Origin of the sequence: Shinella sp. WSJ-2 (genome assembly GCF_003432075.1) — a bacterium.
Classification (GTDB): Bacteria; Pseudomonadota; Alphaproteobacteria; order Rhizobiales; family Rhizobiaceae; genus Shinella.
The window spans coordinates 167,344-180,266 of record NZ_QWBU01000002.1; the positions used below are offsets into that span (position 1 = coordinate 167,344).

The window sequence follows — 12,923 nt, forward strand, 5'->3', positions numbered from 1 at the left end:
TCAGGCGAGCCAGGCCGGCAGACGTGGCGACACACGGCCGGTCAGCGCCGCCTCGATGCAGTCGGCGAGATTGCCGAAACGCACGGTGCGGCCGGAGAGGCCCGGACCGTAATGGGCATATTTGCCGGAATTGGTGATGAGTGCCCGCGTCTTGGTCGGGAAGACCGGTTCCGAGATCGAGCACCAGCAGAGATCAGGCAGGACCTGCACGCCGCTTGCCCGGAGCCGGGTCAGGACATCGCCGGATTCCGCTATGACGTCGCGGCCGGCTGTCACGATGACGGTGACGTCGGGATGGCGCTTGCGGTCACCCAATGCATCGGCCAGTGCCCGGCATTCGGAGGCCGAGGCATGCGGGCTGCCGATGGCGATGAGTTCGACCTCGGCGGGGCCGTCGTTGAACATAGTCCAGACATCGATCATGTCGGCGCGCGTCATGGTCGTGTGGTCGGCAGTGTCGGCGGCGATGCCGTCGGCTTCCGGCGTCACGCCTTCGATATGCAGCATGGGCGCGGCCGAGGTGGTGCCGAAGGCGGCGCAGAGCGCCTTGAGGTCGTCCTGCGTCGGTCTGGCAGCGGCAAGCCCGCGCAACAGGGGAATACGGTCAGGTGCCGCGCGGCCGGCAAGATAGCCGACGATCGGCCAGAAGGCGTCGTCGACATTCTCCGGCAATTCGACGTCTATGACGCGCTTGGCCTTGCGGTGCTCGTCGAGATAGACGCCGGAGAGGGGCGCACGGCCGGTCAGCGCGATGCAGAGATCGAGGAAGTCGGGGTGCTTGGCCGTGCGGGCGCCGAGCACCGTGTTGGCGAAGATCACGGCGTTGGATTCGGCCCAGGCGATGGCCTCACCCGTCTTCGGCGCACTGTCGAGCAGGTAAGGCGAACAGGTGAACGTCGGGCGACAGCCCATGCGCACATAGGAGTCGGCGAGGCGAGCGGCCGGGTCACCGAAATCGTGCGGTACGCCCTGCTTTTCCCAGTTTGCACGGTCGACGGAGATGGCGTTCATCGTGGTCGGCACGCGCACTTTGGCGCCCATATCGGCCATCTTTTCCGCGAAGGTCAGGTTGGCGGGGCTCGCATAGATGCAGCCGTCGATGTGGCCCTGCACGACGTCGATGAGCTTTTCGGCGCCCTGCTGTGCCGCCATCGCAACGGTGATGCGCAATGCCAGTTGCACGGCGATGCCGTCGCGTCCTTCGAGCATGGCGCGGTCGTTTTCGGTGAGCTCGAGGGCCGACGTGGCCGGCGGCGAGACAGGGATGACGAGGCCGTCGGCTTCAATGGCTGTTTCGCTGATCCTCGCCGTCTTGGCACGACAGAGCGCGTCATAGGCCGCATGCGAGAGGCGCAGCACAGGCAGCGACTTGCCGAACATTTCCGCGGCGATCAGCGCGCCGAGCGTCAGCACGTCCTCTGCCTCACTGAAAACAAGGGCGGCCGGTGCGCGGCCGGTCAGCGCCAGATCGAGCAGCACGCCGGAGCCGGTGCAGGAGCCACGGCTCGACGGCATCATCAGAATGCCGCCGGTGATCGTCTTGCCATGCAACGGATGGTGCACGTCGATGACGCGGCCGGTGGCCGGATCGACGCCGCCCCAGAAGCTCAGCGCCTCGCCCGCGGCGATGATCGGACCGGAGGCTGTTCCGGCAAGAATGCTGCGGGCGGAGAGCGCTGTCATGGGACGGTTCCTAGAAACGTTGCGGCGAGAAGGATGCGATGTCGATGGCGGTCGGCCGGTCTGTCAGGAGATCGGCGACGAGACGGGCGGTGCCGGCGGATTGCGTGAGGCCGAGATGACCGTGACCGAAGGCATAGATGACCTTGGGCGTGGCGCGGGCGCGACCGATCGCCGGCAGGCTGTCGGGCAGCGACGGGCGGAAGCCCATCCACTGCACGCCGCCCTGAGGCTTCAGGCCCGGCAGGAAGGCGCGCGCCTTCTCCAGCATGGCTTCCGACCGGCGGAAGTTCGGCGGTAGCTTCAGTCCGCCAAGCTCCACCGCGCCGCCAACGCGGATGCCGGTCGAAAGCCGGGTCACGACGAAGCCATGGCCGCCGAAGGTTACCTGCGTGCGCAGGTCGAAGGCGTCGATGGGGAGCGTCGTGTTGTAGCCACGCTCGGTTTCGAGCGGAATGGTTTCACCAAGCGAGCTGGCGACCTGGTGCGAGAAAGCGCCGGCCGACAGCACGACCTTTTGCGCCCGCAGCGTACGGCCGTCCGCCGTGCGGATTTCCACGCCGCCCTCGATCGGGTGCAGGCTGGAAACTTCGATACGCTCGATCGTGCCGCCCCTGGCGCGGAAATGATCGGCCAGCGCCAGCGTGTAGAGTTTGGGATCCGCGATGGAGTACCAGCCGGGCGTAAACGTGCCGTGCGTGAAGCGCGGCGCAAGGCCGGGCTGGATCGCGGCCATCGCGTCGGCATCGAGATGATGGAATTCGACGCCATGCTGCTCGCGGGCCTTCCAGCCGGGCAGCGAGGCGTTGAGCTCGGCCTGGCTTTCATAGACCTGCAGGTTGCCTTCCTTGCGAAGCATGCCAAGCGTATCGGTCTGGGCGAGGAACGGTTCCAGCTCGGCCTTGGAGAGGTCCATGAGCGCAGTCTGCGCCGCAGTGGAATGGGCGACGCGGCTGGCCGAGCAGGCGCGCCAGAAGCGAAACATCCAGGGTGCGATCTTGATCGCATAGGACGGCGGAACGCTGAGTGGCCCGAGGGGGTCGAGCAGCCATTTCGGCGCCTTCTTCAGGATGCCGGGCGAGGCGAGCGGCAGGATGTCGGTAAAGGCGAAGGCACCGGCATTCCCGGCAGAAGCCCCAGCCGCGGGGGCATCGCGCTCCAGAACGGTGACTGTGAGGCCGCGTGCCTGAGCGGCGATGGCTGCCGACAGGCCGACGACGCCGGCGCCGATGATGACGACGCCGGGCTGAATCTCTGTGTTCATCACGGTCTCAATGCGTTGCGGCGAGGAAAGTCTTCAGTTCGGGATCCTTCGGGGCGCCGAACAGCTCTTCCGGTGGCGCGATCTCGGCCATGACACCCTTGTGGAAGAAGGCGACGCGGTCGGAGACTTCGCGGGCGAACTTCATTTCGTGCGTGACGCAGATCATCGTCATGCCTTCGGAGGCGAGCATGCGCAGCGTGTCGAGCACTTCGCCGACGAGCTGCGGATCGAGTGCCGAGGTCACCTCGTCGAACAGCATATAGGCCGGCGACATGGCGAGCGCGCGGGCAATCGCCATGCGCTGCTGCTGGCCGCCCGACATGCGGCTCGGATAGACCTTCAGCTTGTCGCCGAGGCCGACATGGGTGAGCTGCTTGACGGCCATCGCCTCGGCTTCGGCCTTCGACTGGCCCAGCACCTTAACCGGCGCCAGCATGACGTTTTCCAGCACGGTCAGGTGCGGGAAGGCGTTGAACTGCTGGAACACGATGCCGAGCTTGCGGCGCAGCTTGTTGAGGTCCGTGCCCTTGGCATGGACGTCGGTGCCGTCGACGACGATGCGGCCGGCATCGATGGTCTCCAGACCGTTGATGCAGGTGAGCAGCGTCGACTTGCCCGAGCCCGAGCCGCCGATAATGGTCAGCACTTCGCCCTTCTGGACGGTGAGGTTGATCCCCTTGAGAACTTCGAGCTGGCCGAAGGACTTGCGGACGTTTTCGATCTCAATCATTGGACCACCGTTTTTCGAGATAGCCGCCAAGCCGGGCTATGGGGAAGCTGATGATGAAGTAGATGGCGCCGCAGATCAGCAGAATGAACAGCGGTTCCTGCAGGCGCGTGACGAGGATCTGCGAGGCGCGCAGGAGCTCGATGAGGCCGAGCCAGAGCACCAGCGCCGAATCCTTCATGACGCCGAGCGTCAGGCCGATCCAGGCGGGCAGCGAGACGCGGGTGGCAAGCGGCGCCACGATGTAGCGCATGTCCTGCCACCAGGTCATGCCGAGCGAGCGGGCCGCGCGACGCGTCGTGGCGGGCACGGCGGAGATGCCGCCGCGTACGATTTCGGTGCAGTAGGCGGCCGTATAGAGCGACAGCACCACGCAGGAGGTTGTGAACGGCGCCCAGCCGAGCTTCATGATCGACTGCAACGCATTGCCGAGCACGAGCTGGATGAGCAGCGGCACGGAGCGGAAGATGTCGAGCAGGAAGGTAATCGGTAGCGACCAATAGGTGCCGAGCTGGTTGCGCAGTACGCCGAAGACGACACCGAGAATGGTGCCGGCCAGCACGGAGACGGCCGTGACCGCCAGCGTCATAACGGCGCCTTGCGCGAGGAAGCCGAGGTCGGCAAGCGTGAGAGCGGTATCGAACATGGTTTACCCTCTCTCAGTAACGGAACATGCGTGTGGCGGCGAGGCGTGCGGCGAGCGTCACGGCCTTAGCGATCACGTAGTAGATGACGGCCGCGAGCGCGAAGAATTCGAAGGTCCGGAAGGACACCGCGTTCAGCGCCTGGGTGACGCCGGCGAGATCCGTGTTCATGCCGACGGTGACGCCGAGCGAGGTCATCAGAATCGCCCAGACCATCTGGTTGGTGGCCGGCAGGAAGGCGATGCGCAGCATCTGCGGCATGACGATGTAACGGAAGGCCTGAAGCGGCGTCATGCCGAGCGAGCGGCCGGCGCGGGTCTGCGTTTCCGGAATGGCCTTCAGCGCGCCGCGGAAATTCTCCGCGAGATAGCCGGCATTGTTGAAGGCGATGCCGACCAGCAGCGCCGTGTAGGGGCTGAGGTGGATGCCGAAGCTGCCAAGGCCGAAATGCGCCATGTAGATCTGGAAGAGCGCCGGCGTGTTGCGCGCGATCTCGACCCAGACGGTGGCAAAGCCGTTGAGGATGCGGTTGCCGGACAGCCGGAAGAGCGTCAGCGCGAGCGCGACGACAAGGCCGATAGCCATGGAGAGCAGGGCGATCTGGAGCGTGACCAATGCACCGTCCAGCATCTGCGGCAGGGCCTTGAACGCCTGATTCCAATGGAAATTGTAACTGAACATTGCCGTCTCACCCTTCGGAAACGATGAGCGGCGCGGAAGAGGCTCCCGCGCCGCCTTCAAAACGGCAGATTAGCGATAAACGCCGTCGACCGAAAGCGACGGAAGGTCACCGCCGACCCACTTTTCATAGAGTTCCTTGTAGCGGCCGGTGCGGACCTGCTGGTTCACGAAAAGGTTCAGGTAGTTGATCAGGCCGTATTCTTCGCGGTTGGTGAAGAGCGCGACATAGTCGATGTCGTAGGGCGCCTTGCCGACGACGGAGATGCCGGGGAACTTGCCGCTCTTGACGGTGGCCTGGGCAACCGTCGAGGTCGAAACCGTGGCGTCGATCTGGCCCTGGCTCAGCGCCAGGAAGACGTCGGCCTGGGTCTGGTACGGACGGAATTCACCGGCGCCGAATTCCTTCATGGTCTTTTCGAGCGCGATGGCCTCGAACGTGCCGGCGGTGGCGCCGACCGTCTTGCCCTTCATGTCCTCGAAGGACTTGACGCCAGACTTGTCATTGGCCGTGACGGCCATTTCGAAGGCGAAGTAGGGGATCGACATGCCGACGGTCTTGGCGCGCTCCAGCGTGTCGGAGGTCGAGGCGACGCCGACATCGACGCGGCCGGACATCAGCGCCGGGATACGTTCCGGGAAGGGCGTTTCGACGATTTCGGCGGTGACGCCGAGCGCTTTGGCGAGATCGTTGCAATAGTCGACGTCGAAGCCGATCGGGTTGTTGGCTTCGTCGCGTGCGCCCATCGGCGGGAAGTCGAGAACGACGGCGCAGCGCAGCGTGCCGGAGGAAATGATGTCGTCCAGCTTATCGGCCTTGGCCGGGCTGGTGAGGGCGGTGGCGGCCACGAGGCCGAAGGCGAGGACCGAGGTCTTCTTCATTACTCTCTCCCTGGATTGGTCTGGACGATTCACTAGGGCGAGGTCCGTCCTGCGCCGTGACGTAAATCTCCTCTAAAATACAAATAATATGCAAAAAGTATATAGCTCGTATGCAAAAAAATAGCCGGGCCTTCCTTTCGAAAGACCCGGCCCCGTCAGGCCCGATTCAGGCAGGCTTCAGGATTGAATCAGTTGAGGAAATCCTCGGGCAGCAGGCCCTCGGGGAAGTTCTGGTAGGAAACCGGACGCAGGAAACGGCGGATGGACATCGTGCCGACGCTCGTCGCGCCGAAATTCGTCGAGGCCGGGTAGGGCCCGCCATGCACCATGGAGTCAACCACCTCGACGCCGGTCGGGAAGCCGTTGACCAGCACGCGGCCGGCCTTGCGCTCCAGGAACGGGCGAAGGCGCTTGGCGTCGTCGAGATCGCCGGCGTCCATGTGGATCGTCGCCGTCAGCTGGCCCTCGAAATTGCGGGCAAGCTTTACCATCTCGTCAACCGAGGAGACGCGCACGACGAGGCCGAGCGGACCGAAGACTTCTTCCGACAGCGCGTGGTCGGCGAGGAACTGGTCGCCGGAGATCTCGAAGAGGTTAGGCAGGGCATTGCGGCCGATGGATTGCGTCGTTAGCAGCGGCTTGACCGTGTTGCGACTTTCGAAGCGCGCCTGACCGTCCTGATAGGCCTTCGCAATGCCGTCGGTCAGCATGGTCTGCGGGGCGACCTTGGCGAGCGCCTCGACGGCAGCGGCCGTGAAGCGGTCGGCGTCCGCGTCGTCCTGAACGATCGCGATGCCCGGATTGGTGCAGAACTGGCCGGCACCCATGGTGAGCGAGCCTGCCCAGCCCTGGCCGAGGCTTTCCGCACGGGCCTTCACGGCTTCCGGCAGAACGAACATCGGATTGACCGAACCGAGTTCGCCGAAGAACGGGATCGGCTCCGGACGGGCGGCGCACAGGTTGAACAACGCGCGGCCGCCGGCCAGCGAACCGGTGAAGCCAACGGCCTTGATGAGCGGATGCTGCACGACGGCCTCGCCGACCTGGCGGTTGCCGCCCTGGATAAGGGAGAAGACCCCCGGATGCACGCCTGTCTTCTTGATGGCAGCGAGAACGGCGTCGGCGATGATCTCGCCCGTGCCCGGATGGGCCGAGTGACCCTTGACGACAACGGGGCAACCGGCGGCAAGGGCGGCGGCCGTATCACCGCCGGCCGTGGAGAAGGCGAGCGGGAAGTTGGAGGCGCCGAACACGGCGACCGGGCCGATGGGGCGCTGGATCAGGCGGATTTCCGGGCGCGGCGCCGGCTGGCGGTCGGGCAGTGCCGCATCGAAACGGCGGTCGAGGAAGTCGCCCTTCTCAATATGGTCGGCGAAGAGGCGCAGCTGGCCGGTCGTGCGGCCACGCTCGCCCTGCAGGCGGGCGACGGGCAGGCCGGTTTCCTGCGTGCCGATTTCGGTGATGGCGTCCGCGCGGGCTTCGATCTCGTCGGCGATGGCGCGCAGGAAGGCGGCGCGGTCGGCGCGCGAGGAATAGCCGTAGCTCAGGAAAGCGTCTTCCGCCGCTTCTGCGGCGCGGTTCACCAGCTCGACCGTGCCGACGGCGAAGTCGTACGCCGGGCCGTGGGCGGGCGAAGAAGTAAACGTGCCGTTGCCGTCAAGCCATTCGCCTGCGACGAGGTGTTTACCGTGAGGGGTGAAAGCCATGAGACGTACCTTTCTTGCGGAATGGGGTTCGCCCGATATAGGAGTGAGAGGGGCGAATTGCACTTGTCAAAATCTTGTATACTCTATGTATGCAAATGTTCAATCGCCAACCTGCATAGGTCGGCACCAGCCTGAAGAGACGAACGATGACGCAAACCACCATTCTGCCGGTCAACACCCTGTTTTCGCGCGTCGAGGCGATTTTTCTCAAGGCTGGCCTTAATACCGTACAGGCCGCTGCACTCGCCCGTGTTATCGTCGCCGGCGAACGGGACGCGTGTAAGTCGCACGGCATCTACCGCATTGAAGGCGCGCTGCGTACCGTCAAGGCCGGCAAGGTCAAGCCGGACGCTGTACCGGTGCTCGACCGCAACGAGGGGTCCGCCATCGTCAAGGTCAATGCCGATGGCGGCTTCGCCAACCCCGCCTTCGAACTCGGCGTGCCGGCCCTTGCCGAGCGTGCGAAAAAGCTCGGCATCGCGGCGCTCGTCATCAACGACTGCACGCATTTCTCCGCGCTCTGGCCGGAGGTCGAGGCCGTGACGAACGAGGGTCTTGCCGGTCTCGTCATGTGCCCGAGCTATGCGACGGTCGCGCCGACCGGCGGCAACAAGCCGCTGCTCGGCACCAATCCCTTCGCCTTCGGCTGGCCGCGCAAGGACACTTCGCCCTATGTCTTCGACTTCGCCACCTCGGTCGCCGCCCGTGGTGAGATCGAGCTGCACCGCCGGGCCGGCAAGCAGCTGCCCGAGGGCTGGGCGATCGATGCTGACGGCAACCCGACGACCGACCCGGAAGCCGCCCTTGCCGGCGCCATGCTGCCCTTCGGCGGCCACAAGGGGTCTGCTATCGGCACGATGATCGAGCTTCTCGCCGGCATCATGATCGGCGATCTGACCAGTCCGGAGGTGCTCGACTATCTCGGGACCACGACGCTTGCCCCCTTCCACGGCGAGCTCATCATCGCCATGTCCCCGGAAGCCTTCGCCAAGGGCCGCCCCGGCGATCCCTTCGCCCGCGCCGAAACGCTTTTTGAAGCCATCGTCGGCGCCGGCGCCCGCCTGCCTTCGCAGCGTCGCTTCGTGGCCCGTAAAAAATCGGAGACGGAGGGCGTCTCGCTTACCGCCGCCGAGATCGAACAGCTCGACCGCCTGCTGGACAAGGGCCTCGACGCAATCGCGTGATCGCCCAACGCGTTGATTAGCCGGCGAAAGGTTTTGCGGAATGCCGGTTGGCCACCGTGCGGGCAATCGGCATCCGTAACGACGCACATCAACGGCCGCTCTCGTTGAGCGCGACGGTGCCACCGGCAGGCGTCTTCCTCGGGCTTGACCAGGGGATCCATCCGGCACACGCTGCCTCCTGAAAGAGGATCCCATGACCGTCTCGCCCTTCGACCATCCCTATCTCTCAAGCCTTCTCGGCGACGAGGAGATGGCGTCGTTCTTTTCTGCCGCGGCGGAGCTCGAGGCCATGCTGGCCTTCGAGGTGGCGCTGGCGAAGGCGGAGGCTTTGGCGGGTGTCATTCCGGTCGAGGCGGCCCATGCCATCGCGCGCGCGGCGCATCGTTTTTCGCCTGATGTCGCGAGCCTGCGTGCCGCGACGGCACGCGATGGCGTCGTGGTGCCGGATCTCGTTCGGCAGCTGCGCGCCGCCGTTGGCGAGCCGCATGCAAGACACCTGCATTTCGGCGCGACCAGCCAGGATGTCATCGACAGCGGCCTGATGCTGCGCCTGTCGCGCGTCCTGCCTCTTCTGGAGGAGCGGCTGGACGGGCTGATCGGCGGGCTGGCCGCTCTCGCCTCAACATCAGGCGCGCACAGCCTGATGGGGCGCACGCGCATGCAGCCGGCCATTCCGATCACCGTGGCCGACCGCATCGGCAGCTGGCGCCAGCCGCTGGAGCGCGTTGCCGAACGGTTGGAGATCTTTGCGCTGGAGGGGCTTGCCGTGCAGTTCGGCGGTGCGGCGGGCACGCTGGAAAAGCTTGGCGACACGGCTGCCGCCGTACGCGCCGCGCTGGCCGATGAACTCGGCCTCGTCGACGCGCCGCAATGGCACAGCCAGCGCGACCGCATCGGTGAGCTTGCCGGCCTTCTCGCCGCGATCACCGGCAGCTTCGGCAAGATCGGCCAGGATATCGTGCTGATGGCGGATCGCGGCGGCGAGATCATGCTTGCCGGCGGCGGCGGGTCCTCCGCCATGCCGCACAAGCAGAACCCCGTCGCCGCCGAAGCGCTCGTGACGCTCGCCCGTTTCAACGCCGCCCAGCTCGGCGGAATCGCCCAGGCGGCGGTGCACGAACAGGAGCGCTCGGGTGCCGCCTGGACGCTCGAATGGCTGATCCTGCCGCAGATGGTCGTCGCCTGCGGCGCGGCGCTTCGGCTCGCCGGAGAGCTGTTCGCCGCCATCCGCCAGATCGGGACGGAATAAACGCGGCCCTGTTCCATGCGGAACAGCGCGCGGCGGATGATCGTGGGAAAGTCTGGTCACACCGGATGAGAGAGGCTCATCCCACAGAGATCAGGCCCAACCAATCAGGAGCGCCCCATGCGCAAGATCATCGTTTCCGCCACCATCGCCCTCGTCGCCGCCGTCTCCTTCGCCGCCCCCTCGCAGGCCGGCTACTACGGCTACGGCCACAAGCCGCACTGCTTCATCAAGAAGGTCAAGTCCTACGACTATTACGGCAACCTGGTGATCAAGAAGATCAAGGTCTGCAAGTAATCCAGCCTGCCGCTGACCTCCCAGAAAACCAGCCTGAACACCCGGATGTCCCCTGCATCCGGGTTTTCGTCATGCGCCGATGCGCTTGTAGAAGAAGGTCGTCGCGCAGAAGCGTCCGTCCGGATAGAGCGCATAGTCGGGAATGACGCCCGCCCGCTGCCAGCCGAGCCGCTCATAGACGGTTTCCGCCGGGCTGCCGGTGGCGGTGTCCAGCACCAGCACGGTCTTGCCGCGCCTTGCGGCTTCGGCTTCCGCCGCCGTCATCAGGGCCCGCGCGACGCCACGACCGCGTTCACTTTCCATGACGAGCAGCTTCTTCACATCCGCCCGGTGCGGCTGGTTCGGCATCTGGCTGATGCCGATCTGCACCGTGCCGACGATGCGCCCCTCCCGCTCGGCGGCAAAGAGCAGCGTCGCCTCAGCGCCGACCGCCGCCGCCACGCCCTGCCAGAACGGCACGGCATCGGCAGGCCCATAGGGCGCCATGAAGCCGACGGAAGCACCGCCCGCCACGCAATCGGCCAGCACTTCGGACAATTCGCCGATGCGCGCCTGCGCTTCGGTTTGGTCGAGCAGTCTGATATCGCTCATCGGTCCCTCAGGCTCTGCCGCGGTCCAGCACCACGGCATAATGCGCCGGCATATCGCCGGGATTTTCGAAGACATGGCCCTCGGTGATGCTCATATAGAGACAGTCGCCGGGGTTAAGATCATGCACGGTTCCGGCAACCGTCATGCGCAGGCGGCCGGAAAACAACCAGACATGCTGCGTCATGCCGGCCTTCGCCGTTTCCGGCGGATAGGCGATGCGCGCACCGGCGGGAAACTCGACATCGATCACCTCGACGCGCGCGGCCGTATTTGGGGCCGAGACGGCGCGGCGCTGATAGCCGGTTTCCGGATCGCGCCACACCGTCTGCGTCTCCCGCCGCGACAGCGGATCGCCCGCCTCTTGCGAAAAGGCGAAGAAAGCCGACAGCGTCAGGTCGAGCGCGGCGCAGAGCCGCGAGAGCAGCTGCGCCGTCGGGCTCGCCTCGCCGCGCTCGATGCGTGAGATCATCGCCCGGCTGACGCCCGAGGCGCCGGCCAGGTCGTCCAGCGTCTGGTTGCGGGCCATGCGCAGCTGCCGCAGCCGCTCGCCGATGGCGCTTTCCAGGGGATCCTCTTCGTTTTCCATTATCATGGAATAATTCTCCCGCATAATGGAGTCAACCGGCATGACCTCATCCCAAAATAATTTCTGGCCATGGCGCTCCGGCGACAATGCGACATCGGCCTGACCGGATATGGTGGCCGCACGAGAATCGGAGGGAGCGGCACATGAAGGAGGAAACACAGCGGGCATCGTCGCTCTTTTCCATCACCGCCATCGTCGTCTCGATGACCTTCGTCGCCATCGGCAACGGCATCATGCTCGCCTATGTGCCCTATGTGCTGTCGCGTGCGGATGCCCCCTCGTGGACGCCTGGTGCCGCCGTCACGGCGATTGCCTTCGGCGGCCTGCTCGGCTGCATCCTTGCCGGCCCGGTCATCCGCCGCGTCGGCCATGCGCGGGCGTTTTCCTGCTCCATGGCCCTCGTTCTCATCGCGGCCTTCCTCGTGGCGCTCGGCGTCAATCCGATTCTCTGGGTTTTGGCCCGCGGCATCTATGGCACGGCGGGCAATGCGAATTTCATCATCGCCCAAAGCTGGCTGAACCACGCGGCCGACAACCGCTGGCGTGGCAAGGCCATGTCGTTGTTCTACATGGCCTATGTGCTGGGGCTCGGCGTCGGCGCCTGGCTGTTCGGCCAGATGCCGGCCGATGGCAACCTCGCGCCGCTCGTCACCATCTTCGTCACGACACTCGCCATCCTGCCGATCGGCCTGACCCGGCTTCCGACGCCGCCGCCACCCGCCGGCGTCAGCGTGGATTTCGCCATGGCCTGGCGCAATTCGCCGGTCGCCCTCATCGGCGTGCTGGCCGCCGGCGGCCTCTCCATGGTCGTCCAGGGCTTTACGCCGATCTACGCCGCCACCAACAATGTCGGCCAGAAGGACGTGGCGCTCTTGATGTTCGTCATGCAGTTCGGCCTGCTCTTCGTGCAATATCCGCTCGGCACGTTGTCGGACCGCATAGACCGGCGCGTCGTGCTGATCTTCACCTGCCTGCTCATCACGGGTGCCGCCATCGCTGCGCTCTTCGTCTCCTTCCAGGCACTGCTGATCCTCATGCTGGTTTTCGCGCTTTGGGCGGGGGCGACCGAAAGCGTCTATTCCATTGCCAACGCTCATGCCAACGACCGCACGGATCCGGAGGATTTCGTGCCGCTTGCCTCGACGCTCCTCGTCGCCTGGTCGACCGCCGCCACCCTCGTACCGCTCGCCGTGACCGCGCTGACGCCGACCTTCGGCCCCAAAACCTTCATCTATGCCGCCATGGCCGTCGCGGTCGCCTACGCCGCCTTCGTCGCCCACCGCCTGCGCCGCCGCGAGACCGTGCCGGTAGCGGCGCGCGAGACCTTCGAGATCAGAAGTGCCCAGGTGCCGAATGCCGGCGCGCTGGTCGAGGGCGAAAAAGCCCCGGAATAGCGGCGCTTCCCGTCCCGAAACCCTTCATTTACCGCTTTGCGGGA

Annotated in this window: 13 protein-coding genes; 4 read left to right on the forward strand and 9 right to left on the reverse strand. The window is 65.5% G+C overall.

Going from position 1 to position 12,923, the window contains the following annotated elements; genetic code table 11:
• The 7 genes from D0Y60_RS04895 to D0Y60_RS04925 all read right to left on the reverse strand — a co-directional run bounded on the left by D0Y60_RS04895 (position 1) and on the right by D0Y60_RS04925 (position 7,581).
• Positions 1 to 1,683, reverse strand: coding sequence for an aconitase X (locus D0Y60_RS04895; RefSeq protein ID WP_117367395.1), 1,683 nt, complete (start codon positions 1,681 to 1,683; stop codon positions 1 to 3).
• 10 nt (positions 1,684 to 1,693) lie between these two features.
• The gene (locus D0Y60_RS04900; protein WP_117367397.1) at positions 1,694 to 2,944 is read right to left on the reverse strand and encodes an FAD-dependent oxidoreductase; all 1,251 of its coding nucleotides are present in this window, start codon (positions 2,942 to 2,944) and stop codon (positions 1,694 to 1,696) included.
• Positions 2,945 to 2,951: 7 nt separating this feature from the next.
• Entirely contained in the window at positions 2,952 to 3,674 is a 723-nt protein-coding gene (locus tag D0Y60_RS04905; RefSeq protein ID WP_117367399.1) for an amino acid ABC transporter ATP-binding protein, read from the reverse strand.
• Positions 3,667 to 4,317, reverse strand: a complete 651-nt coding sequence (locus tag D0Y60_RS04910) for an amino acid ABC transporter permease (RefSeq protein WP_117367401.1) — start codon at positions 4,315 to 4,317, stop codon at positions 3,667 to 3,669. The genes D0Y60_RS04905 and D0Y60_RS04910 overlap by 8 nt, the downstream gene beginning before the upstream one ends.
• A 13-nt stretch (positions 4,318 to 4,330) precedes the next feature.
• Positions 4,331 to 4,996: an amino acid ABC transporter permease gene (locus D0Y60_RS04915; RefSeq protein ID WP_117367403.1), complete on the reverse strand. Its 666-nt coding sequence runs from the start codon at positions 4,994 to 4,996 to the stop codon at positions 4,331 to 4,333.
• Positions 4,997 to 5,065: 69 nt separating this feature from the next.
• Positions 5,066 to 5,875: a transporter substrate-binding domain-containing protein gene (locus tag D0Y60_RS04920; protein WP_117367405.1), complete on the reverse strand. Its 810-nt coding sequence runs from the start codon at positions 5,873 to 5,875 to the stop codon at positions 5,066 to 5,068.
• A gap of 188 nt (positions 5,876 to 6,063) precedes the next feature.
• On the reverse strand, positions 6,064 to 7,581 hold the full coding sequence (locus tag D0Y60_RS04925) for an aldehyde dehydrogenase (NADP(+)) (RefSeq protein WP_117367406.1): 1,518 nt from the start codon (positions 7,579 to 7,581) through the stop codon (positions 6,064 to 6,066).
• A 146-nt stretch (positions 7,582 to 7,727) separates the two neighbouring features.
• Here D0Y60_RS04925 and D0Y60_RS04930 point away from each other — a divergent pair, with 146 nt between their 5' ends.
• The 3 genes from D0Y60_RS04930 (at position 7,728) to D0Y60_RS24695 (ending at position 10,308) form a co-directional block, all read left to right on the forward strand.
• Positions 7,728 to 8,765, forward strand: coding sequence for an Ldh family oxidoreductase (locus tag D0Y60_RS04930; RefSeq protein WP_117367408.1), 1,038 nt, complete (start codon positions 7,728 to 7,730; stop codon positions 8,763 to 8,765).
• 193 nt (positions 8,766 to 8,958) lie between these two features.
• Positions 8,959 to 10,014 (forward strand): 3-carboxy-cis,cis-muconate cycloisomerase, encoded by a 1,056-nt coding sequence (locus D0Y60_RS04935; protein ID WP_117367410.1) that lies wholly within the window; start codon positions 8,959 to 8,961, stop codon positions 10,012 to 10,014.
• A gap of 117 nt (positions 10,015 to 10,131) precedes the next feature.
• The gene (locus tag D0Y60_RS24695) at positions 10,132 to 10,308 is read left to right on the forward strand and encodes a hypothetical protein (protein ID WP_158565404.1); all 177 of its coding nucleotides are present in this window, start codon (positions 10,132 to 10,134) and stop codon (positions 10,306 to 10,308) included.
• Positions 10,309 to 10,377: 69 nt separating this feature from the next.
• Here the strand turns inward: D0Y60_RS24695 and D0Y60_RS04940 are convergent, their stop codons facing one another.
• Both D0Y60_RS04940 and D0Y60_RS04945 read right to left on the reverse strand, forming a co-directional pair.
• Positions 10,378 to 10,899, reverse strand: coding sequence for a GNAT family N-acetyltransferase (locus D0Y60_RS04940; protein WP_117367412.1), 522 nt, complete (start codon positions 10,897 to 10,899; stop codon positions 10,378 to 10,380).
• 7 nt (positions 10,900 to 10,906) lie between these two features.
• Positions 10,907 to 11,485 carry an XRE family transcriptional regulator gene (locus D0Y60_RS04945; protein WP_117367414.1) on the reverse strand — a complete coding sequence of 193 codons (579 nt, stop codon included), beginning with the start codon at positions 11,483 to 11,485 and terminating at the stop codon, positions 10,907 to 10,909.
• Between the two features lie 143 nt (positions 11,486 to 11,628).
• Here D0Y60_RS04945 and D0Y60_RS04950 point away from each other — a divergent pair, with 143 nt between their 5' ends.
• A complete protein-coding gene (locus D0Y60_RS04950; RefSeq protein ID WP_117367416.1) occupies positions 11,629 to 12,879 on the forward strand; it encodes an MFS transporter in 1,251 nt (416 codons plus the stop codon).
• Positions 12,880 to 12,923 lie beyond the last annotated feature (44 nt).